Source organism: uncultured Streptococcus sp. (assembly GCF_963525625.1).
Taxonomy (GTDB): Bacteria; Bacillota; Bacilli; order Lactobacillales; family Streptococcaceae; genus Streptococcus.
The window spans coordinates 1-22683 of the sequence record NZ_CAURLD010000012.1 but is presented as its reverse complement, the minus strand read 5'-3'; the positions used below and the strand labels follow the sequence as shown (position 1 = coordinate 22683).

The 22683-nt window shown below is 44.5% G+C and carries 21 protein-coding genes and 1 other RNA gene; 6 read left to right on the top strand and 16 right to left on the bottom strand.

Annotation, left to right across the window (positions count from 1 at the left end):
- Positions 1–16 precede the first annotated feature (16 nt).
- The 5 genes from RYK49_RS07740 to RYK49_RS07720 all read right to left on the bottom strand — a co-directional run bounded on the left by RYK49_RS07740 (position 17) and on the right by RYK49_RS07720 (position 4784).
- On the bottom strand, positions 17–817 hold the full coding sequence (locus RYK49_RS07740) for an SDR family oxidoreductase (protein ID WP_002902100.1): 801 nt from the start codon (positions 815–817) through the stop codon (positions 17–19).
- A 184-nt stretch (positions 818–1001) separates the two neighbouring features.
- On the bottom strand, positions 1002–2351 hold the full coding sequence (locus tag RYK49_RS07735) for a glucose-6-phosphate isomerase (RefSeq protein ID WP_002902099.1): 1350 nt from the start codon (positions 2349–2351) through the stop codon (positions 1002–1004).
- Between the two features lie 298 nt (positions 2352–2649).
- Positions 2650–2748: signal recognition particle sRNA small type (gene ffs, locus RYK49_RS07730), an RNA gene on the bottom strand.
- A gap of 28 nt (positions 2749–2776) precedes the next feature.
- Positions 2777–3247 (bottom strand): tRNA adenosine(34) deaminase TadA, encoded by a 471-nt coding sequence (gene tadA, locus RYK49_RS07725; protein ID WP_002902098.1) that lies wholly within the window; start codon positions 3245–3247, stop codon positions 2777–2779.
- A gap of 244 nt (positions 3248–3491) precedes the next feature.
- On the bottom strand, positions 3492–4784 hold the full coding sequence (locus RYK49_RS07720) for an adenylosuccinate synthase (RefSeq protein WP_002899212.1): 1293 nt from the start codon (positions 4782–4784) through the stop codon (positions 3492–3494).
- Between the two features lie 297 nt (positions 4785–5081).
- Between RYK49_RS07720 and gshAB the strand changes: the two genes are divergently transcribed.
- From gshAB to RYK49_RS07705, 3 genes are all read left to right on the top strand, one after another.
- Positions 5082–7334, top strand: coding sequence for a bifunctional glutamate--cysteine ligase GshA/glutathione synthetase GshB (gene gshAB, locus RYK49_RS07715; RefSeq protein WP_002902097.1), 2253 nt, complete (start codon positions 5082–5084; stop codon positions 7332–7334).
- Between the two features lie 235 nt (positions 7335–7569).
- Positions 7570–8415, top strand: coding sequence for a hypothetical protein (locus tag RYK49_RS07710; protein WP_002902095.1), 846 nt, complete (start codon positions 7570–7572; stop codon positions 8413–8415).
- 24 nt (positions 8416–8439) lie between these two features.
- Entirely contained in the window at positions 8440–9696 is a 1257-nt protein-coding gene (locus RYK49_RS07705) for a toxic anion resistance protein (RefSeq protein WP_002902094.1), read from the top strand.
- Between the two features lie 76 nt (positions 9697–9772).
- Here the strand turns inward: RYK49_RS07705 and RYK49_RS07700 are convergent, their stop codons facing one another.
- Positions 9773–10591: an ADP-ribosylglycohydrolase family protein gene (locus RYK49_RS07700; protein ID WP_314831004.1), complete on the bottom strand. Its 819-nt coding sequence runs from the start codon at positions 10589–10591 to the stop codon at positions 9773–9775.
- 111 nt (positions 10592–10702) lie between these two features.
- On the opposite strand from RYK49_RS07700, the gene hslO reads away from it, so the two are divergent.
- Together hslO and dusB are read left to right on the top strand one after the other, a co-directional pair.
- Positions 10703–11575 carry an Hsp33 family molecular chaperone HslO gene (hslO, locus tag RYK49_RS07695; RefSeq protein ID WP_314831005.1) on the top strand — a complete coding sequence of 291 codons (873 nt, stop codon included), beginning with the start codon at positions 10703–10705 and terminating at the stop codon, positions 11573–11575.
- On the top strand, positions 11562–12539 hold the full coding sequence (dusB, locus tag RYK49_RS07690; protein WP_314831006.1) for a tRNA dihydrouridine synthase DusB: 978 nt from the start codon (positions 11562–11564) through the stop codon (positions 12537–12539). Before hslO ends, dusB begins: the two co-directional genes overlap by 14 nt.
- 40 nt (positions 12540–12579) lie before the next feature.
- Here dusB and RYK49_RS07685 read toward each other — a convergent pair whose 3' ends face one another.
- The 9 genes from RYK49_RS07685 to RYK49_RS07645 all read right to left on the bottom strand — a co-directional run bounded on the left by RYK49_RS07685 (position 12580) and on the right by RYK49_RS07645 (position 21044).
- A complete protein-coding gene (locus RYK49_RS07685; RefSeq protein ID WP_314831007.1) occupies positions 12580–13254 on the bottom strand; it encodes a DUF6287 domain-containing protein in 675 nt (224 codons plus the stop codon).
- 234 nt (positions 13255–13488) lie between these two features.
- On the bottom strand, positions 13489–14277 hold the full coding sequence (locus tag RYK49_RS07680) for an NUDIX hydrolase (RefSeq protein ID WP_125382641.1): 789 nt from the start codon (positions 14275–14277) through the stop codon (positions 13489–13491).
- 54 nt (positions 14278–14331) lie between these two features.
- Positions 14332–15147, bottom strand: coding sequence for a nicotinamide riboside transporter PnuC (gene pnuC, locus RYK49_RS07675; RefSeq protein WP_314831008.1), 816 nt, complete (start codon positions 15145–15147; stop codon positions 14332–14334).
- Positions 15148–15168: 21 nt separating this feature from the next.
- Entirely contained in the window at positions 15169–16227 is a 1059-nt protein-coding gene (locus tag RYK49_RS07670) for an AAA family ATPase (protein WP_268690447.1), read from the bottom strand.
- Between the two features lie 185 nt (positions 16228–16412).
- Positions 16413–16814 (bottom strand): DUF4430 domain-containing protein, encoded by a 402-nt coding sequence (locus RYK49_RS07665; protein WP_002911498.1) that lies wholly within the window; start codon positions 16812–16814, stop codon positions 16413–16415.
- Positions 16798–17283, bottom strand: coding sequence for an ECF transporter S component (locus tag RYK49_RS07660; protein WP_164549532.1), 486 nt, complete (start codon positions 17281–17283; stop codon positions 16798–16800). The genes RYK49_RS07665 and RYK49_RS07660 overlap by 17 nt, the downstream gene beginning before the upstream one ends.
- Before the next feature lie 41 nt (positions 17284–17324).
- Positions 17325–18068, bottom strand: a complete 744-nt coding sequence (locus tag RYK49_RS07655; protein ID WP_314831009.1) for a DUF4272 domain-containing protein — start codon at positions 18066–18068, stop codon at positions 17325–17327.
- Positions 18069–18149: 81 nt separating this feature from the next.
- A complete protein-coding gene (locus RYK49_RS07650) occupies positions 18150–20579 on the bottom strand; it encodes an ATP-dependent Clp protease ATP-binding subunit (RefSeq protein WP_314831010.1) in 2430 nt (809 codons plus the stop codon).
- Positions 20580–21044 carry a CtsR family transcriptional regulator gene (locus RYK49_RS07645; protein WP_223324112.1) on the bottom strand — a complete coding sequence of 155 codons (465 nt, stop codon included), beginning with the start codon at positions 21042–21044 and terminating at the stop codon, positions 20580–20582.
- Positions 21045–21190: 146 nt separating this feature from the next.
- On the opposite strand from RYK49_RS07645, the gene RYK49_RS07640 reads away from it, so the two are divergent.
- Positions 21191–21679 carry a hypothetical protein gene (locus RYK49_RS07640; protein WP_185756130.1) on the top strand — a complete coding sequence of 163 codons (489 nt, stop codon included), beginning with the start codon at positions 21191–21193 and terminating at the stop codon, positions 21677–21679.
- A gap of 103 nt (positions 21680–21782) precedes the next feature.
- Here RYK49_RS07640 and tsf read toward each other — a convergent pair.
- On the bottom strand, positions 21783–22683 hold a 901-nt coding region (gene tsf, locus RYK49_RS07635; protein ID WP_314865373.1), incomplete at its 5' end, for a translation elongation factor Ts.

The window sequence follows — 22683 nt, the reverse complement described above, 5'->3', positions numbered from 1 at the left end:
CCCTACCTTCATTGTTTTAACCGCGAGTTTTACCTCCGGCAATATTTGTAGTGACACCTGTTATATAGCTAGAACGGTCTGAAATATAGAACGCTACAAGATCAGCTACTTCCCGTAGTTTCCCACTCCGTCCCAATGGAGTCGTTGAAGTTGAAGCATAACCAGCTCGAATATCTTCTACCGTCTTTCCACGGGTATAAGCAAGAGCTTCCTCGTAAGAAAGAGTTCGAAGACCCGTAGCTTCCATAATTCCTGGAGCAATTCCAACCACACGTACACCATGTTTCCCAAGCTCTTTCGCCCATGAACGAGTATAACTATAGACTGCCGCTTTCGTTGCAGCATAGGCACTTTGTCCTTCAGAACCTTCCAAGCCTGCTTCTGAAGCCATGTTCACAATTACACCTTTCCCATTTTTCACTAAAATACGTCCTACTGCCTGACTAACCAGATACAAACCTTTTTGATTAATCATTGTTACTTTTTCGAACGTCTCATCGTCCAACTCGTAAGGACCTTTAGGATTTTCTGCATCGATTAATAATCTAGGGACATTAATCCCCGCATTGTTGACTACCGCATCAATATTGCCAAATCTTTCAACTATTTTGGCAACACCCTCTTCTACTTCAGAGCGAGAAGTTACATCAACTTTTACAAATAATAGATTCGGGTGACGCAAATCGTTGTCGCTAAGATCAAAATTCGCTACATTGACTCCTAATTCCAACAATTCTTCGACGATTGCCTTACCGATCCCAGATGACGCACCCGTCACAAGAACTGTTTTGCCTTTAATGTCTAACCAATCATTCATTTTGATACCTCTCAAATTTTATTTACAAGGCAATTATACAGCGCTTTCATAAAAGAATTAAGACACTCTTTTTTTCACTGTTCAAAAAAATAATAAACTAATTAAGAGGCTTGTACTAAAAAATCCACAAGAAATGAACTTGTGGATCTTTTTATATTCTAAATGAACTCAAAGCATATGAGAATCAAAGGCGTGCATTCAACTCAGCACCCAGCTCTTCAAAGCCTGGTTTCCCAAGAAGAGCAAACATGTTTTTCTTATAAGCCTCAACTCCTGGCTGGTCAAATGGATTGATACCATTCAGGTAGCCAGAAAGAGCAATAGCTAACTCAAAGAAGTAAATAGTATAGCCCAAAGTGAACTCATCTTGCTCAGGCAGGGTCACAAACATATTTGGCACTCCGCCGTCTGTGTGAGCTAACAGCACTCCATCTGTTGCTTTCTTATTGACAAAGTCAACATCTTTTCCTTGCAGATAGCCAAGGCCATCCAAGTCTTCTGCTAATTCAGGAATCAACACATTTTTGCGAGGCTTATCTACACGAATAACTGTTTCAAAGAGGATACGAGTTCCTTCTTGAATAAATTGCCCCAAAGAGTGCAGGTCTGTTGAGAAGTTGGCTGAAGTTGGGTAGATACCTTTTTGGTCTTTACCTTCTGACTCACCAGCCAATTGCTTCCACCATTCTGAGAAGTATTGCAAAGATGGTTCGTAGTTAGCTAGAACTTCTGTCAGATAACCTTTACGGTACAAGATATTGCGTACAACTGCATATTGATATGCTTCATTTTCAGCCAACTTATCAGAAGCATAAGCCTTGCGAGCAGCATTTGCTCCTTCCATCAACTTGCTGATATCAGCCCCTGCAGCTGCGATTGGCAAGAGTCCCACTGCTGTCAATACTGTAAAACGACCACCTACACTATCAGGCACTACAAAAGTATCCCAGCCATTAGCATCTGCTTCAACCTTAACTGCACCTTTAGCGCGGTCTGTAGTTGCATAAATCCGTTTATTTGCTTCTTCCTGACCATACTTCTTAACCAAGAGTTCTTTGAAGACACGGAAAGCAATAGCAGGCTCTGTTGTTGTTCCTGACTTAGAAATAACATTGACAGAGAAATCTTTGTCTGATACATAGTCTACCAAATCAGCCAAATAGCTTGAAGAGATAGAGTTTCCAGCATAGAGGATCTGAGGTGCCTCGCGTTCTTCTTTGCTTTGCAAGTTTACAAATGAATTATTCAAGAAATCAATAGCTGCACGAGCTCCTAAATAGGAACCACCAATACCGATTACGATCAATACCTCACTATCAGATTGGATTTTAGCAGCAGCCTTTTGAATACGAGCAAATTCATCTTTGTCATATTCTTCAGGCAAGTTCAACCAGCCAGTCATTTCTGCCCCAGGACCTGTACCATTTCGCAGAGCAGAATCTGCTGCAGTCACTTGAGGCTGCATATAATCTAGTTCATGTGGTGCTACAAATTTATCTAATACCTTTGAGTAGTCAAATTTAATATGTGTCATGTTTATCCTCCAATTGTTCTTTTCTTTTATGATAACGCTTTAAGAAAAAATAAGCAAGTGCTTTTACTATTTTAAAACGTTTACATTTTTTATTATATACTATTTTTCTAAATAAGCTAATCCTAGGACATGACTGAGAGCAATCGTTTGCATTTATCTTATGAAAACAGGGTTAGCTATTGCCATTTCTTCCGAATAAATTCTTTATAACGTTTTACTAAAAATAAAAAAGACCAGCATGTAAATTCAACTGCGTCAATGTCTCTAAACTCATCTTCCTCCTTCGGAGTTGATTCGTTAAGAGCAATAGAAAAGAGCACACAGCTTACTTCGCTTAGGGCTGCTGGATTCCTCCCCTGACCCGCTTCACGCAAAACTGTTGCTCCACTAATTAGTATAACACAAACTTTTGATTTTGGCTAATTTTATTTTTTCCTTCTCTGTCTGAAAAATTCCTGCATAATTTGAGCGCACTCTTCTTGGAGAACACCTGTCTCCACTTCTACTCGATGATTCAGACGCTCATCTGTCAAAATATCATAAAGGCTGCCAGCTGCTCCAAATTTCTGATTTGCTGCTCCATAGACAACGTGAGGAATGCGCGCTAGACCGATCGCTCCGCTGCACATGACACACGGCTCAATGGTCACAAAAAGCGTTGTATCAAGCAAGCGCCAGCTATTTTCGTGCCGATTCGCCTCTTCGATAGCCATTATTTCCGCATGCATAACAGCCCGCTGCAGCTCCTCACGTGCATTGTGACCGCGGCCGATAATCTTTCCCTCTTTAACCAAGACACAGCCGATGGGAATTTCATCATAAGCTAGGGCAATCTCCGCCTCCTTCAAAGCTTCCCGCATAAATGCTTCTTTTTCTTCAATCGTATAATTCATCATTGTCTTTCTAAATCTGTAGTCGTCTATCCCATTATACCACAAGCCTGCCGCACTTCTCAGAAAAAGTAAAAGCCACCACTAGGGTGACTTTCAGGAGATTATTATGAAAAAAGTTTAGGATTTTTAAACAAAGTTAGGAGGTCTTTGTTTATGCTGTTAGTATAAAATATATATCTTAAATGAGTCTTAATATGAAATTTTCTTACAAAAAAGCACAAGAAGCAATTTCCTTGTGCTGACTTTTTTATAAATTTGACCAGACGCTTTCCAAGATGTTTGTCTGCTCGCGGCCAGGACCGACTGAGAAGGTAGAAATACGAACACCAACCAACTCACTCACTCGGCGAACATAGTTGCGGGCATTTTCTGGCAAGTCTTCCAGACTGCGAACACCTGTGATGTCCTCTGACCAGCCTGGCAGCTCTTCGTAAATCGGCTTGCAACGCTTGAGCTGTTCCAGACTAGCTGGGTAATGGTCAATGCGCTGACCATCCAAGTCATAGGCTACACAGATTTTCACTGTATCCAGACCGCTCAAAACATCGATGGAGTTAAGCGAAAGATTGGTAATCCCTGAGACACGGCGGCTATGGCGCATAACAACCGAGTCAAACCAGCCTACCCGACGCGGACGGCCAGTGGTAGTGCCATATTCATGGCCGATATCACGAATGCGGTCACCTACTTCATCGAAAAGCTCTGTTGGGAATGGTCCATCTCCGACCCGACTGGTGTAGGCCTTGCAGACACCAACTACCTTGTCAATCTTGCTCGGACCAACACCGGAACCGATGGTGACTCCCCCTGCAACTGGATTAGAAGAAGTTACAAATGGATAAGTCCCTTGGTCAATATCCAGCATAACCCCTTGAGCCCCTTCAAAGAGCACTCGCTTGCCTTGATCCAGGGCATCGTTGAGGATAACAGAGGTATCGGTCACATACTGCTTGATTTGCTGTCCATATTCATAGTATTCTTCAAAAATATCATCAAAGCTGATTGCTGTACTATCGTACAATTTCTCAAAGAGGCGGTTTTTCTCAGCTAGATTCCGCTCCAAGCGCTCTCTGAAAATATCTTTATCCAAAAGGTCAGCAATGCGGATACCGACACGAGCAGCCTTGTCCATATAGGCAGGACCGATTCCCTTGATTGTCGTCCCGATTTTATTGTCACCTTTTGCTTCTTCCTGCAGGCGATCCAGCTCGATATGGTAAGGCAAGATGACATGCGCTCGATCAGAGATACGAAGGTTATCCGTCGTCACACCCTCTTCATGCAGGTAGTTCAATTCTTTGACCAGAGATTTGGGATTGACCACCATTCCATTTCCAATGACAGAGATTTTTTCTGGAAAGAAAATCCCTGACGGAATCAGGTGCAGCTTGTACTTCTTGCCGTCAATCACGATAGTGTGTCCGGCATTGTCACCACCCTGATAGCGGGCAATCACTTCGGCATTGGCTGAAAGGAAGTCTGTAATCTTCCCTTTTCCTTCATCTCCCCACTGGGTTCCTACAACAACTACTGATGTCATAATTTTGTCTGAGCTGAAGCAGCTCTTCCTTTCTTGAAAAGCAGGCAGGAATCTCACCTGCGATTATGTTTTATACCTCATTATATGAAAAATTTAACAATTTTTCAAGGTGGGATCCATTCTTAATTTGCTTTTTCCCTTTTGAAAACGAATTAAATTTTCACAAAATCTGTATTTTCTGAAATTTATTAGTTTATTAAAAATAAAAGTTCGGAATTTTTGTAAAATCGTAGCGAAAATTTGTTTTCTTTTTCTGTTTGTAATAGACTAAAATTACTATCATAGGACGGTGAAACGATGACGATTAATCAATTACTGCAGAAACTGGATACAGCAAGCCCCATTCTCCAAGCGACCTTTGGTCTGGAGAGGGAAAATCTACGGGTGACAACTGATGGACACTTAGCTCAAACTGCTCATCCGAGTCAGCTGGGTTCCCGCAATTTCCACCCAACCATCCAAACAGACTTCAGCGAGCAACAACTGGAACTAATTACACCTATCGCTCACTCGACTAAGGAAGCACGACGCTTACTGGGAGCTATCAGCGATGTGGCTGGCCGCTCGATTGACCAGAATGAACGCCTCTGGCCTCTGTCCATGCCACCACAGCTGACGGAAGAAGAGATTGCCATCGCCCATCTGGAAAACGACTATGAGCGCCACTACCGAGAGGGCTTAGCGAAAAAATATGGCAAAAAACTACAGGCTATCTCTGGCATCCACTACAATATGGAGCTAGGAAAAGATCTGGTCACTTCTCTCTTTCAAGTCAGCTCCTACCATTCACTCAAGGACTTTAAAAATGACCTCTATCTCAAGCTGGCTCGAAACTTTCTGCGCTTCCGCTGGATTTTAACCTATCTCTACGGGGCAGCCCCTTTGGCAGAAGCTGGCTTCTACATTCAGGACATTCCCCAGCCTATCCGCTCTTTTCGTAACAGCGACTATGGTTATGTCAATGACGAGAATATTCAGGTGTCCTACGCTTCTTTGGAGCAATATGTAACTGATATTGAAAACTACGTTCAGTCAGGCGAGCTCAGCGCTGAAAAGGAATTTTACTCAGCCGTTCGCTTCCGTGGACAGAAGCACAATCGTGCCTATCTGGAGCAAGGCATCACTTATCTGGAATTCCGCTGCTTTGACCTCAATCCTTTTGACCATTTAGGCATTAGCCAGGAAACCTTAGACACCGTCCATCTCTTTTTACTGAGCCTGCTCTGGCTAGATGATGTAGAAAATGTTGATGCAGTATTAAAAGCTGCCCACGACTTGAACCAAAAGATTGCTTGTAGCCACCCGCTAACTGCCCTGCCAGATGAGGCAGACAGCTCAGCACCGCTCCAAGCCATGGAAGAGCTCATCCAGCATTTTGAACTGCCGACATACTACCAAAACTTGCTTGATCAGCTTAAAGAGGTACTACTAAATCCTCAGCTAACCCTATCTGGCCAGCTCCTACCTCATATCCAGCAGGATTCCTTAATGGCCTTTGGACTAGACAAAGCAGAGGAATATCACCGCTATGCTTGGACTGCTCCTTATGCCCTCAAAGGCTACGAAAATATGGAACTGTCCACCCAGATGCTGCTCTTTGATGCTATTCAAAAGGGGCTGAATGTCGACATCTTAGATGAAAATGACCAATTTCTCAAGCTTTGGCACGGTCACCATGTGGAGTATGTCAAGAACGGAAACATGACCTCCAAGGATAACTATGTCATCCCTCTGGCCATGGCCAATAAAACAGTCACCAAAAAGATTTTGGCTGCAGCTGACTTTCCCGTTCCGGCTGGAGCAGAATTTTCTTCCCTAGAGGATGGACTAGCCTATTACCCTTTGATTAAGGAGCGACAAATTGTTATCAAACCTAAGTCAACCAACTTCGGACTGGGCATCTCTATCTTCCAAGAACCAGCTAGTCTGGAAGCTTATCGCAAGGCTTTGGAGATCGCTTTTTCAGAAGACGCAGCTGTCTTAGTCGAAGAATTTATCGCTGGAACAGAGTACCGCTTCTTTGTCTTAGACGGTCAGTGTGAGGCAGTCCTCTTGCGAGTAGCAGCCAATGTCGTCGGAGATGGTCAGCATACCGTGAGAGAATTGGTTGCCATCAAAAATGACAATCCGCTGCGCGGGCGAGACCATCGTTCACCGCTCGAAATCATTGAACTGGGGGACATTGAACTCCTCATGCTGGACCAGCAAGGTTATGGACCAGATGATATCCTACCTGCTGGAGTCAAGGTTGACTTGCGGCGCAATTCCAACATTTCTACTGGCGGAGACTCGATTGATGTGACTGAAAGTATGCACCCGTCTTATAAGGAACTCGCTGCGGACATGGCAAAGGCTATGGGAGCCTGGGCTTGTGGCGTTGATCTCATCATCCCTGACAGCTCTGCTATTTCTACCAAGGAAAATCCCAACTGCACCTGCATCGAGCTCAACTTCAACCCCTCTATGTATATGCATACCTATTGTGCTGAGGGACCGGGACAAAGCATCACACCTAAAATACTGGCCAAACTTTTCCCAGAAATGGATTGATAAAACACGAATCGCAGGGTATGCCCTGCGATTTTTGTTTGAATACTTGAGAGAAACGAAGAAACTTTCGTTTTAGAAATGACGCTTGCTTTATTGATAGGAATCAAATGTCTTTTTGAATTAAGCAAATATAAAAAATGGTCTCAATATATAAAATCATTTCAATCTTTATCCTTCAAAAACCAGCTTTTATGTTAAAATAGAGATATCACATTGAGAAGAAAGAGCAAAGTCCATGTCGAGAAAAAAGGATGATTCTAACCAGCAACCAGAATGGTTTAGCTGGATTTGGATACTTGTATTTGTATTTGGTTCTGGAGCTGTAGCCAGCTATCTAATTCCCATAGCTATTCTGGGGGCTATTGGTTACGGAATCTATCGCCACCAAAGCCAGAAAAAAGTTCGGATTGAAGCAAAGCAAGCCAGCATTGGCCGTATTGAAGATTTGAAATCAGAAATTGGTCAGGCTGACCGCCGCATAAAAAAATTGGAAGCCTACCAAGAAGATGGGGACCAAGAAAGCTATCAGAATTTAGCTCTAGAAATTCTTCCCCAGCTAACCTATATCAAAAATGCTGCTAACGACCTACGGGGAGAAATTCCTGCTTCAGTCTACCAGCGAATCCAGACCAAAATTCGTACTGTAACCGATGAAATTGATGAACAACTGAGAAAGATTGAACGAGAGAGAAAACGAAAAGAAGCGCAGCCTAAGAAAACTAGTCTAGAAGAGCTAGCCCCAGAATTGGTCGCTACGGTTCGCAATATTCAGATTGACCATGAGGCCATTCTTCAAAAAATCTCTCAATCCGAAAGCAATAATAAGGAAGAACTGACTGCCATTCATCAGTCCCAGATGGAGCACTACGAAGATATTTTAGAAGGCTACCACAAAATCAAAGCTTCTCCCAAAGATTTTTACAATGCAGAAGAGCGGCTAGCCAAGGCCAAAGCAGCTATCGAGCAGTTTGACTTGGACCTAGACGAAGCACTGCGCCAGTTAAATGAAGCTGATTTGAGGGACTTTGACATTAGTCTGCGCATCTTAGACAAGGAAAAACAAACAGAAACTGGTCTTTAAGCTATATAAACCAAAGGAGAAACTATGAGCCAAGAATTTAATTTTGATATTGATAAAATTGCTAACAATGCCATCAGCAAAAGCGACAAAACAACAGAAATCATCGAAGCCAATACGACTCAAGAAAATGGCCAGCTAACTTTTCTGGAAAAGCTGACCCCTGAGCAACAGAATGCGATTACAGCTAAAGCTCCGCAGCTGGTGGATAATTTCGTATCGGACCAAAATGCCTTGCTGGACTTTGGCCAATCTGCTGTAGAAGAGGTCAACGGCACTGTCAATCGTATCTTAGCCGAGCAGAAAAAATTACAAATTCCCCAGGTAGATGAGCTTTTAAAAAATACCAACAAAGAACTCAATGGCTTTGTCGCAAAATACAAGGATGCTCAAGTAGCGGAACTGGACAAAAAGCCTAATTTCTTGGAAAAACTCTTCAAACAGAGCAAAAACACTCTTCAAGAATTCTATTTTGACTCACAAAATATTGAGCAGAAAATGGACGGCATGGCTGCAACCGTCGTCAAGCAAGAGGATGTTCTGGCTCGCAATATTGTTTCTGCTGAAATGCTGATTGAGGACAATACCAAATCGATTGAAAACCTAGTTGGAGTTATTTCCTTCATCGAAGCTGCTCAGCAAGAATCTGGCAATCGAGCGCTCAAACTGCAGGCTGAAGTCGCTCAGTTAGATATGACAACTGTTGACTACCAAGTCAAATCGCAAGAATTAGCCCGAATGACAGAGGTGGTCAATACCTTAGAGCAGCAACACACTGAATATGTCAGCCGTCTCTATGTAGCTTGGGCGACGACTCCTCAAATGCGTAATCTGGTCAAGGTCTCCTCTGATATGCGCCAAAAACTTGGAATGCTCCGTCGAAATACCATTCCAACTATGAAACTGTCTATCGCCCAGTTAGGCATCCTCCAGCAATCGATGAAGTCCGGTCAGGTAGCTGACGCCATCTCTAATGCGAATAATGCTGCCCTGCAAATGCTCGCCGAAACGAGCAAGGAAGTCATTCCTCAACTGGAGCGGATTTCCCAAAGTCCTACTATCGCTGTTGAGTCTGTCACTAAGCTGGCAGAAAGCCTCGTCGCACAAAACCAAGGCATTATCGAAGCCATTGATAAAGGACGGGAAAAACGCGCTCTGCTAGAAGCCACTGTTATCCAATCTGCAGAGACCATCAACAACTCTGTCAAACTGCGTGATCAAAAGATTATCCAAGCCCTGTTGGACCAAGGCAAGGAAGCCCAGAAAGAATTAACTACAGAATAAGCAAAAGAGCCTAGATGGCTCTTTTACTGTTTTACTTTTTAAATGATCAATACAGTCCTGTCTTCCGATTATCCCTTTAAAACAAGCAGCTTTCCAGCAGTTCTTTATTACGCAGCTGGGCTAACCAGTTGTCAGGAATCCCTTCCAAACCATAGATGATACCAGCCAGGCCGCCAGCTACTGCAGCTACTGTATCAGTGTCATCGCCTAGATTAACAGCTTTCAGGACAGTTTCCGGATAAGAAGTGCTAGTCAGTAAGCACCAAAGTGCTGCTTCCAAGGTATCCACCACATAGCCACTAGAACGAATGTCATCTTCGGTCAGCTCTGCTAAAGTTTGCAAACGAGCATAGGTCTTGCTAGTCTCTATGTCTGATAGTATTTCCGGTAGTTGCTGGCCTTTTAAGAGCCTACGAGCAATATCTACATAAAGCAGGCAGGCCTCTACGGAAGTCGCATGGGCATGTGTAATACTGGAAACAGCTTCAATATCAGACGGACCAGTTCCCGTAAAAGCTAGGGGCAGAATCCGCATCAAAGAACCATTTCCATTGAAACATTCATCAGATAGACCGTGTCCTCTTGTCAAAGCTTCGCGAGTCGCATTTCCTACATCGAAAGTCAAACCATCTGGTGTATAAGCACCCTCAAAGAGCCAATGTTTAAACCGTTGCTGCATATCGACAGGGTCAATCTCACCTTTTTCCCTAATAGAATCACAGGTCGCCAAAACAAGGCTGGTATCATCTGACCAAGTACCAGCCGGCTGCTGATGGCTGCCATAGCCCACCATCTCAAGCGCTTTAAAACTGCCTCGGGTTAAAAATTCATACGGAACGCCTAATGCATCAGCTACTGCCAGACCATAGACTGCCGCTTTCAAAGATTGGTTCATGCTAGCCTCCTTTGTTTTATTATACTATTTTTGCTCTTAAAATTCTTCCTAACCCCAAAAAACAAGCGCAGGCCCAAGCTTGTTTTTCTATTTTGTGTTAAAATAAAAGGTATGGACAAAATTATCAAAACTATCTCAAAAAATGGTTCTTTCCGAGCTTATGTGCTCGATAGCACAGAGACGGTTCGGGCTGCTCAGGAAAAACATCAAACTCAAGCAAGCTCTACCGTTGCACTTGGCCGCACACTGATTGCCAGTCAAATTTTAGCTGCAAATGAAAAAGGCCAGACTAAGATTACCGTCAAGATTCTCGGGACCAGCTCACTAGGCGCGATTATCACAGTGGCAGATACCGAGGGCAATGTCAAAGGCTATGTGCAAAATCCCGGTGTAGATATCAAAAAGACTGCCACCGGTGAGGTTCTAGTTGGTCCTTTTGTCGGCCAAGGAGAATTTCTCGTCATCACGGACTATGGTACTGGCAACCCTTACAACTCCATGACCCCCCTCATCTCTGGAGAAATCGGCGAAGACCTAGCCTTCTACCTGACCGAAAGCCAGCAAACACCTTCCGCAGTTGGCCTCAACGTCCTCTTGGATGAGAATGATAAAGTCAAGGTTGCTGGCGGTTTCTTGGTACAAGTTCTGCCTGGTGCCAAGGAAGCTGAAATCGCCCGCTTTGAGAAGCGGATCCAAGAAATGCCTGCTATTTCCAAGCTGTTAGAATCTGATGACCATATCGAAGCTCTGCTGGCTGCCATCTATGGTAATGAGCCGTACAAACGCCTGTCTGAAGAGGAAATCCGCTTCCAGTGCGACTGTAGCAAAGAGCGCTTCATGAATGCCTTGGCTACCCTGCCAAAGGCTGACTTAGAAGAGATGCGTGACCAAGACCAAGGAGCTGAAATCGTCTGCCAATTTTGCCAGACAGCCTATCACTTTGACCAAAACGACCTGGAGGAACTGATTCGTGACAAATCTTAATACCCCTTTTATGATTGGAAATGTTGAAATTCCCAATCGCACAGTTCTGGCGCCTATGGCCGGCGTAACCAACTCTGCTTTCCGAACCATTGCCAAAGAGTTAGGAGCAGGCTTGGTCGTCATGGAAATGGTCTCTGACAAGGGCATCCAGTATAACAACGAAAAAACCCTCCACATGCTCCATATTGATGAGGGAGAAAATCCCGTTTCTATCCAGCTTTTCGGTAGCGACGAGGACAGTTTAGCCCGCGCAGCAGAATTTATCCAAGAAAACACTAAAACCGATATTGTCGATATCAATATGGGCTGCCCGGTCAATAAAATCGTTAAAAACGAAGCTGGAGCCAAATGGCTCAAGGACCCTGAAAAAATCTATAAAATCATCAACAAGGTCCAATCCGTTCTGGATATTCCCCTGACAGTCAAGATGCGGACTGGCTGGTCCGATAGCTCACTGGCTGTTGAAAATGCTCTGGCAGCTGAAGCGGCTGGCGTTTCAGCCCTGGCTATGCACGGCCGCACCCGTGAGCAAATGTATACTGGTCATGCTGACCTTGAGACCTTGCACGATGTAGCCCAAGCTCTGACCAAGATTCCTTTCATCGCTAACGGTGATATCCGCAGCGTCCAAGATGCTAAACAGCGTATCGAGGAAGTTGGCGCCGATGCTGTTATGGTAGGCCGAGCTGCTATGGGAAATCCTTATCTCTTTAACCAAATCAACCACTACTTTGAAACTGGCGAAGTCCTACCAGACCTCAGCTTCGAGGACAAGATGAAAATCGCTCACGATCACCTTTCTCGCTTGGTGAATCTCAAAGGAGAATATGTGGCCATCCGCGAATTCCGTGGTCTAGCTCCGCATTATTTGCGTGGTACTGCCGGAGCAGCCAAGCTCCGCGGTGCTATTTCACAAGCTGAAAGTCTGGCTGAAATCGAAGAACTCTTACAAATTCAAAAATAAAACCAAAAGGAAGCCAATTGGACTTCCTTTTTTGTTCTGTTTAGGGCTGAGTCACCACAACGCTTGTTACTGAGCCGTCTGCTCCTGTTGTAATCTGCAGATTGGCATTGCCTTGCCCGCTTAACTGCGCATTGTATTTGCCATCATCCAGTGTATAAGAGTAGGAAGCAATGGAATAATTATCAGTCTTTCCATCTGCAGACTGGACTGTGAATTGACCATTACCTGATACAGTCACAGTATTTCCATTGGCATCCTTCCAAGTACCAGCAGCCGCTGAGAAATCCCCATCCACCATAGTCAAGACACCTTTATAGCGAGCATTGCTGGCTGCCTGTTTATTCTGAAGCTGGCGATTGCTTTCGGGAGCTTGGGCTGGTTGAGTTGCTTGACTCTGAGTGTTTTGTCGACCTGAGGCTTGCTGTGGCTGCGTTTGTTGGACTTGAGGAGCTTCGACAGTAGACTGTTGCTGACTGGCAGGAGCTTGGGCTTGTCCAGGCTGGCTAACTGCTCCTTCTGAAGAAGCTCTATTGCTGGCCTTAGGAGAAGCGCTGGCCTTGCTGGATGACGCAACTTTTGAGCTAGAAGAAGCTTGAACAGTTTTGCTAGAACTAGCACTTGTTGCACTTTCTTCTTTCTTACCACATGCCCCTAAAAACAGACTAGAAGCCAGAACTGTAGCTGCCATCATTTTTGTATAAGTACGTGTTTTCATCTTTTATCTCCTTGTAATATTAAGAAATCTTTTTGTAACATTATTGTAACACTGTGATTTTACTATGTCAATCATTTATGCAAAATTCTTAAAAAATTTTTTACTCAAGCGAAGTTCTGTTTCTCAATCTGTTTCTTTTGTCATGAGAAACTTGCTCCTACTTATCTATTCGTAATTAGAAACGAAAAAACAGGACAAATTTGTCCTGCAGAGAAATATATGATCAGCTTTCTTTTAATCTGATTTTTCTGCCTTCAACCGATAGACTTTTCTCGGCTTCTTCTTTGGCACGCGCTTAACGCCAGCCTCCTCCAAGTATTCTCCAAATTTCACTAGAAAATTATTGCTGACAATAGGTCGTCTAGGCGTGATGAGATTGACCAACTCAGTCCCTTCATAAACAGTAAACGGTGATTCCAGCAGATGGAGAAAAGTTGGATTCCAGTCCAGTCGCCCCTGAATCCGCTTGATAGATTCCAGCAGGATTTGGTAGTGGTCAAAGGCAAAGTCCTCTGCTGTCAGGAGCCGCTCACCATCTCTAAAACTCCTTGTCTTAAAGTCTACATCAAGAAAGGTAACTTCCTTAGCATCATCGCCAGCTTGTACTTGATTTACTGCTATGGCCGGCAGATAGACCAGATGAGCAATAGTGATGACCCATCCGCGTGGATCACGCCCTGGAGTAGAAACTGTCATCAGCTGCTCCACCTTTTTCAGCGGTATCTCCAGCCCCACCTCTTCCTTGACTTCCCGAATGCAGGCCTGATAGGCATCCTCATGCTTGTCTACAAAACCTCCGACTAAAGCATATTTATTTTGATAAGGGTGAGCCTTGCGCTTGATGACCAAGAGTTTTATCTGACCTTCCACGAAACAGTAGGCTACCATATCCGCTGTTACGCTAGGTGTCTCATACTTGGGCAAATCCTGTGTCTTGTACCATGCCAAAAAGGCGGACTCATCCGCCATGGTTTCATAGTACTCTTTTTCCGACATTCCCGCTGGGATATCCTGTTTGGTCATAAGTTTCTTCCTTTCCTAAGCTATTTTTTCTATCAAAAAATCTCAAATCTTAGTCTAAGCTTTCTTCACCGCCTTGGTCCACTGATACCATCCGACGATACTATTGAGAGTATAGACCCAGTACATAGCCTGTATGTGAAGGTTGCTGCCCCACCAGAGATAGATACTGAAGAGATTGGTCGCAATCCAGAAGATCCACTGTTCGCGGTAGAGACCAGTCATGAGAAGCTGACCGATACCATTGGTCGCATCTGTCACGCTATCACGGAAAGGTCGGTGACTGTGAATGCTCTTATAAGCAAAGCCCATGCCAATCCAAATCAAAGCCGTCAAGGCCAAATATTTAAGCCAGCCACGCCAGTCTAACTTCTTAGCTTCAAAATGAGATGGCCCTTCCTTATCTTGTTCATTGACCCGGTTGGACAGCCAAGTATAAAGGCCAATCGGCTGCATGATAAAGAAGTAGACCGTAGTCAACACTTCTCCGTAAAAGCTAGCCTGAAAAGACAATAGGAGATAAATTGCCGAATTAACCGCTCCAAAGAGGTAATTGCTGGCCCGCCCCTCGGCCACTAGAATAACGCAAACGATGCCTGTCCAAGAAGCAAAGAGTCCCAACCAGTCATGCTGCTCCTGACCACTGGTAAACTCCAAAATGAAAGGCAAGCTAGAAAGAGCAATCAAGTAGAGCCATTGAGCCAAGCTACGCCCACCAAATAAATCCTGCCAGAGCAATTTCGCGACCCCTTTTATCCCCTGCTTTTTAGCTGCGGCACAGACATTGCGGAAATTCCGAGCAAAAGTTTGAGATTTTTGTTTCAGTCCTGCGTAAAGAGCTCCAGGAGAGAGTTTTTGATTTTTTACTACCATTCTATTTTACCACTTTCTTTTTTAATCTGCTTGATAAATCATGTCGATCGCTTCTTTGGCCGCCTGATAATTGTCCAAATAGCTGCCAGCCAGATAGACCGTCGGAATATGAGCCAAACACTGCTCTTTCAGCCTTTTTAGATGGCTTGAAAAATCACTGCGGATAGCCTCGTCGGCCATGCTCATATCACGAAAGCCATCGTTAACATAGGTGCCGACCGGCTCAGCAAAGAGGATCAAATCCCATTTTTCCTTAGACAAAATGCTGGCAAAAAGATTGTCAAAGGTATCTGTCTCTTCGTCCTGAACCGGACTTTCTTTCAGATAGTAATCATAGTAAGCCTTGGTTACCAGTGAATTTGTATCAGCCACGACCAGACCACGGTTGGAGCTGCTGTCAATCAGGCGGGAAGTCTGAGCATATTGTCCCAAGAGCAGATAATAGTAGTCTTTAGGGGTCAGCTCATCGTCTCTCACATTATTTTGAATCTGGTATTCTCGAGCATATTCCAGGCTGACTGGAGCATCATAGTAGCGAGCTAAGTCCTTGGCCAAGGTCGTTTTACCATTGCTGGCGCTACCCATAATCAGCACTTTCTTAGTAAAGTGACGGCGGAAAGGTTGGGCGATATATTTCCAATAACGACTAGGATTTTCCCGAATCATCGTAGCTGAAATCCCAAACTGTCGCTCCTGCAAGGAAGTTTTGAAGTCGCGCTTTTCTAACTCTTCCTGATAGTCAGCCTCACCAACAAAGAAAATCAGTTCCTCCCGTTCTGCATCATAGCTCACCAACTCTAATAGAGCTGACAGCCACTTGTCCCAACCCAGAGGATAGCGTGGAAAAGAAGTTTCATCCAGTTTGTAAACCTGGGTCAATTCATCATCTGCGAAAGTCTCCCGCGTATAGCGGAATCGTTTCTGCAGAGATAGACCCACTTCTTGCCCACGGTCTCCCTCATAACCTGAAACCACCACGCGCACCTTGTCGTAAGAACGCTTAGCCTTCTGAATCAAGTCGATATGCCCCTGATGCAAGGGAGCAAATGTTCCAAAGACGATTGCAATTTTTTCTTTCATACGTCTAACCTTTTTATTATTTTTTATATTTTATTCTTTCTATGATTTTATTATAAACTATATTTTTCTTTTGTCAATAGTTTTTTATAAAATTTTATAAAAATATTTTTCAGACACTTTAAAACTGTATTAAGCACGAAAAAAAGAACCTAATGTCTTAAGCATCAGATTCTTTTTTACAAGATTTATTGCTGATAGACTTCTTGGTAGAATTCCAGCTTGTCTCCATCCTTGACAGTGATTTGATTGGCAGCCTTAGGAGCCATTTCTCCGTTGACCTTAAACATCCAGTAGAGGCCCTTTGCTTCATCCTGAGCATGACCGTCAATAGAAGTGATAAAACCATCTTTTTCTTCGACCTTATAGGCCTTCTTCAAAGCATCCATCGCTGTCTTTCCTTCTTCGACAGCCACCGTTTTCTCGCTCTTTTCCTGACCTTCTGGCGCAATACTGATACTGATTTTCAGTTCCTTTTTGACAGAAGAATCAGCTGAGCTAGAGCTTTTGTCAGTATTGGTCTGGCTGCTACCGCAACCAACAAGGAGAAGGGCAAAAGCAAGTGTGAGCAAACTAAAGATTTTTTTCATTATAGAGCCTCCTTAAAATAGGGTACAAGAGTGGGTAAAAAAACAAGGTCGACAGTCCGTGCGCTATATTGAAGGTCAAAGCGTTGATAATCGCATAAGACCACCAGTGATAGTTGTACAGCAAGGCTGTCAGTGTATCTATGGCAATGCCATAGCCAAAAGATAGGAGAGCTGCTGCTATTCCCTGTCCCACTAGATTTAACCGAGGATAGAGCAGCCGCCAAAGGCAAAGAATCAGTCCAAAGGACAGCAACTGAAAGAGGACGATCGGACTCATTCCCAAAAGAAAGGCTGATGTAAACATCGTCACAGCCATCACTAGGAGTGAAGTCTGCAAATCCTCAAAGATAACTATTAAGAAAAAGATAGCAGAGATAGGCTGCACATTGGGCAAAAAGGAAAATGCATAGCGAAAGGCCACACATAAAGCCGATAGGATGGCAATTTTAGCCATTTTACGAGCGGACAAAGGTACCTCCTTTCTAATTGAGTGAATCAAGAGAAGTTGGACTAGGTATGCAGCTCAACAGCATCCCAGTCTTGGGCCGTATTCAGCCCCAGCAGCCAGTCAAGGCCAGACCGCCTCTCCAGAACAACACTTTCATCAAGGCCTGCCGGTGCTGGCTGGTCATGAATCCGAGCTTCAACACAGGCCCAGTGATAACGATAAATCAAATCATCTTCATCCAGTAACTCTTCTAGGCTGCGCGGTTGACATTTACCTAGAAATTCCTGAAAGTCAACCGCACTAGCGACTGCGTCAATAGCAGCATCACAATCACAAATTTTATCTGGAAACGGCAAAGTATCTACTAGACCTAAGTACCAAATCAGGGACCAATAGGCCTCGTATTTCCAAACCATATTGATGATAGCTGCCGGGGCGGCACGATCTTCCAAGACTGCCCTTTCTTTGGGCGTCAGCTCTTCCTGCACCCCGTATTGCTGCAGTTTATCCTGCAGCCACTGGCGGCTCTCCTCATTATAATTATCATTTTCGATATCCAAGGCCGCCTGAATAATCAAGAGGCTGGTAATAGCCCGACGCGCAATTTCTTCTAGCGAGCGCGGCCGTACCTGCTCAGCACTTTCGATGACCGGCAAATGCTCAAGGTAAGGAATCCCCTCCTTTTTCAAGCGCTGGATACTAGCCGCTTTGCGCTCTTCTGGTTTTTTCACTCTGGCTCGCTTACCTGCAAATAAATCTTTAAAAAACGACATATCAGCCTCCAATCCTTCAATTCCCAGTTTCATTGAATGATGAAATAACTGTTGAGTATCTATCTAATCAAGGGCTAATCGCAGGCGAAAATTTTCGTTACAAGACTCAGCTTTCTAAGCCACTTCGAACTTGAGCTGGCCAGCCTTGACCCCGATCTTAAGTGTTTGGCCAGTAGCTAAATCACCTGTCAAGAGGAGTTCAGACAGCTTGTCCTCTACCTGGGTCTGTAGAGTTCGGCGCAATGGCCGTGCACCCATTTCCACATCGTAGCCTTCCTGAGCCAGCAGCTTAAGAGCACTAGCCTGAAACTTCAGCTCAATTCCCTTCTCAGCAAGACTGGCAATGAGCGGTTTGACCATAACCTTGACCACCTCCTGCATATCTTCTGCAGATAAGCTGTGGAAGACTACCTTCTCATCGATACGGTTGATAAACTCTGGTCTATATGCTTTCTTGAGTTCTTCCAGCATCCGTTTTTCCATATTGGCGTGGTCCAAGCGAATGTCACGCGCACCAAAGCCCACCGTCTTATCATCCCGCAAACTAGTTGCTCCTAGATTGCTGGTCATGATAATAATCGTATTGGAAAAGTCCACCTTGCGACCCTTGCTGTCCGTCAGCTGACCATCATCCAAGACCTGGAGGAGAACATTGAAAATATCTGGATGCGCCTTTTCTACCTCGTCAAAGAGCAGGACAGAATAAGGTCTGTTGCGCACCTTCTCCGTCAGCTCCCCTCCCTCTTCATAGCCTACATAGCCTGGAGGCGCTCCGTTGAGGCGGCTAGCCGCGAATTTCTCCATGTACTCACTCATATCAAAGCGGATGAGTGCAGACTCATCATCAAAGAGACTTTCGGCCAAGGCCTTGGCTAGCTCTGTCTTCCCGACCCCTGTCGGACCTAGGAACATAAAGGAGCCAATCGGCCGCTTACTGCTGCGGATACCAGACTGGTTTCGTCGGATAGCTCGGCTGATAGCTGAAATCGCCTCGTCCTGCCCAATCACACGTTTATGCAGTTCTGTTTCCAAATTGAGGTATTTCTTAGCATCTGTCTGAGTCAGCTTCTGCACTGGAATACCAGACAAACCGCTAAGAGTAGCCAAGACATCGTATTCTTCCACTTTCAGTTTATAAAGCTTGGGTTGCTGCTCTTGCTCAAGCAGTTGTGAAACCTTTTTAAAGTCTGCTGCCATCAAGGCCTGATCCACTGGCGTCAAATCTGACTGCTCGTAATTCTGCGGTCCTCTATTCTGGACTGTCGCACTAGCCTCATCCAAAAGATCAATGGCAGAGTCCGGCAGATGCTTGCTAGTCAGATAGCGATGGGCGTATTTCACCGCCGTCTCAATCGCCTGATCACTAATCTGTACCTTGTGATGGTCCTCATAGCTCTTTCTCAGACCTTGTAAAATAGCAATGCTATCAGCTACATTAGGCTCTTCTATGCTGACCTTGGCAAAACGCCTAGAAAGAGCAGCATCTTTTTCAATATGTTTCTGATACTCTTCCTGCGTCGTGGCACCAACTGTCCGCAGAGTTCCGCGAGCCAGAGCCGGTTTCAGGATATTGGCCGCATCCAAGGTCGAGTCAATACCGCTGCCAGAGCCCATGATAGTATGCAGCTCATCGATGAAGAGAATGACATGACCATCTTCTTCGATGTCATTGATGATGTTATTCATCCGCTCCTCAAAGTCCCCGCGAAAGCGAGTGCCAGCGACCACATTCATCAATTCCAGCTCCAAGACCCGCATCTTGGCCAGTTCAGCTGGAACCTGACCAGCTGCCACACGCTGGGCCAGACCTAAAGCCAGAGCTGTCTTACCAACCCCAGCATCTCCAACCAGCACTGGATTATTTTTGGTCTTGCGACTAAGAATCTGAACTATCCGTGAAATTTCCTGATCACGGCCAATGACGGGCTCCAATCGGCCATCTCTAGCCAGCTCCGTCAGATCACGGGTGTAGTCTTCTAGGCCTCCGCTAGTAGAAGCCGGCATCCCCATCATATTAGCCATGGTCTGCTTGGCAGCCATTACCCCCTTATTCAGACTGCGAATAGCCTTGATATCTTCCTTGCCCCAGCCAGCTCGCTGCTCCAAGACCTTTCGCAAATCACTGATTTTCGGTCCCTGCTCCTTGTCCTCGTAGCTAAAACCGGTAAATTCCAGGATACGAGAGGCCAAGGTTCCCCGGTCAAATAACATAGCCAGCAGCACATGTTCAGTACCTACATGCTTAGCACGAACAGCTTCTGCAATTTGCCCCGCTTCCTCAAACAGCTCCTCTAAGCGATAAGAAAAAGGCAGCAGCTCGAAGTGACCGTCTTTCTGATAAGCCTGACCAGTAATCTGAAAAGCCGCTTCTTCAAATCCATCAACTTCCACAGGAAACTCATTGAGGACTGAGCCAGCAACGCTGTAGGGATTATTAGCCAGAGTAATCAGCAGATGCCATGATTCCAGATAATCTGTCGTAAAATGGCCGGCCAAGAGCTGGGCTGCTTCCAAGCTTTCTATTAAGGCTTTTGAGTATTTCATTTATGATTCCATTCCTTTTCTGTCTAGTTGTTGTAAAATCTTTTTTAATATTCGGGCACGAATCACCGCAGCTCCATCACCCAAAATCGAGTCCGATGCTGTTGACAAGATTAGATTGCCCTCACGTTCAGTCATAATCTTCTCATCAAAAAGAAGCTGAATAACATCTGTGAAAACCTGCTGGCTGACTCGCTCTCCCACACTGTCGCACAGGCCGCAAAGCATTTGATGCCGGTCGGAAAATTCAATCTTTCCAATCCGAATATAGCCGCCGCCACCACGCTTACTCTCGACGATATAACCCCGACTTTCCGTAAAACGAGTCTTAATCACATAGTTAATCTGACTGGGAACCACCTGAAAAACATCAGCCAGTTCACTGCGTTTCAGTTCAACCATACCTGCCTGAGCCAGAATAGACTTGATATATGCTTCAATACTGTCCGATGTGTTTTTTGCACCCATGATTTCCCTTTCCAGTTGAAAATTTCAGAATAAATCTCTTCTTTCCTTGCTTCTCTAACATTGACTATCTTTGACTAATATTATACCGGAAAAGTCTCTATTTTGAAAGAAAAAGGGATGACTGAAAGGTCTGACAATTCAAACTAGTGAAAAAGCTTTGTCAGGTTTGTGTAACCGCTTGCTTTTTGCTTTTAAAGCGTTATAATATAGGTGGAAATCCACAAGGAAAAGACAGACAGAAACTCCTGCCTGCCAACTATCATCTAAACAAGGAGGATAATCCAATGAAAATGGATTGGCTCAACTATTCTCGTCATGTGCTCAAATGGCTCTTTGCAGCCCTGAGTATTTTCACCATCTTTTCTGCTGACTATGTTGATATTCCTATCGGAGCTCTCATCGCCTGTCTTTATGCTCCCCTGCTCTTCGAACAGGAGCTGGTCAGCAACCGAGTCAAATGGTATAGCTTTCTAATCATGATGGTGGTTACTCTGCCCCTTTTGTTTATTACCAAAGTCTATCAGTTTAGCCTGACTTACCCCCAAACGACAGTGCTTCTCTTCATATTGGTAGTCTTGATTTTTACCAATGGCTTGATTGCTCATAAGGAAGAAAGAGAAAAAGCAGCTAAGTGATGCTGCTCACCATTCTAAACTTGATGTTTCAAAATGCTACAAATGAAAAGGTCTGAGAAAAATCTCAGACCTTTTTATCGTTCAATTTCTAAGCTAAAAACGATTAGTTTTGACCAAGAGCGGCAGCCATTGTTGCAGCTACTTCATTTTCAAAGTCGTTAGCAGCTTTTTCGATACCTTCACCAACTTCAAAGCGAGCGAACTCAACTACTGAAGCATTTACTGATTCAAGGTAAGCTTCAACTGTCTTGCTGTCGTCCATGATGTATACTTGTGCAAGAAGTGTGTATGCTTGGTCAACTTTAGTGTTGTCAAGCATGAAGCGATCCATTTTACCTGGGATGATTTTGTCCCAGATTTTTTCTGGTTTGCCTTCTGCAGCCAACTCAGCTTTGATATCAGCTTCAGCTTGCGCAATCACTTCATCAGTCAATTGAGCTTTTGATCCATACTTCAAGTGTGGAAGAGCTGGTTTGTTAACCATTGCACGGCTTTCATTATCTTGGTCGATTACGTGGTTCAATTGTGCCAACTCATCTTTAACGAATTGCTCATCCAATTCTTTGTAAGAAAGAACTGTTGGTTTCATCGCTGCGATGTGCATTGAAATTTGTTTAGCAAGTGCTTCGTCTCCACCTTCGATTACAGAGATAACACCGATACGTCCACCGTTGTGTTGGTAAGCACCGAAGTGTTGTGCATCTGTTTTTTCAATCAAAGCAAAGCGACGGAATGAGATTTTTTCTCCGATAGTTGCTGTTGCAGACACATATGCTGCTTCAAGAGTTTCACCTGAAGGCATTGTCAAAGCAAGAGCTTCTTCGTTGTTAGCTGGTTTTCCTTCAGCGATTACTTTAGCAGTTGCATTTACCAATTCAACGAATTGAGCGTTTTTCGCAACGAAGTCAGTTTCAGCATTTACTTCAACAACTGCTGCAACGTTACCGTCAACATAAACACCAGTCAAACCTTCTGCAGCAACACGGTCAGCTTTCTTAGCTGCC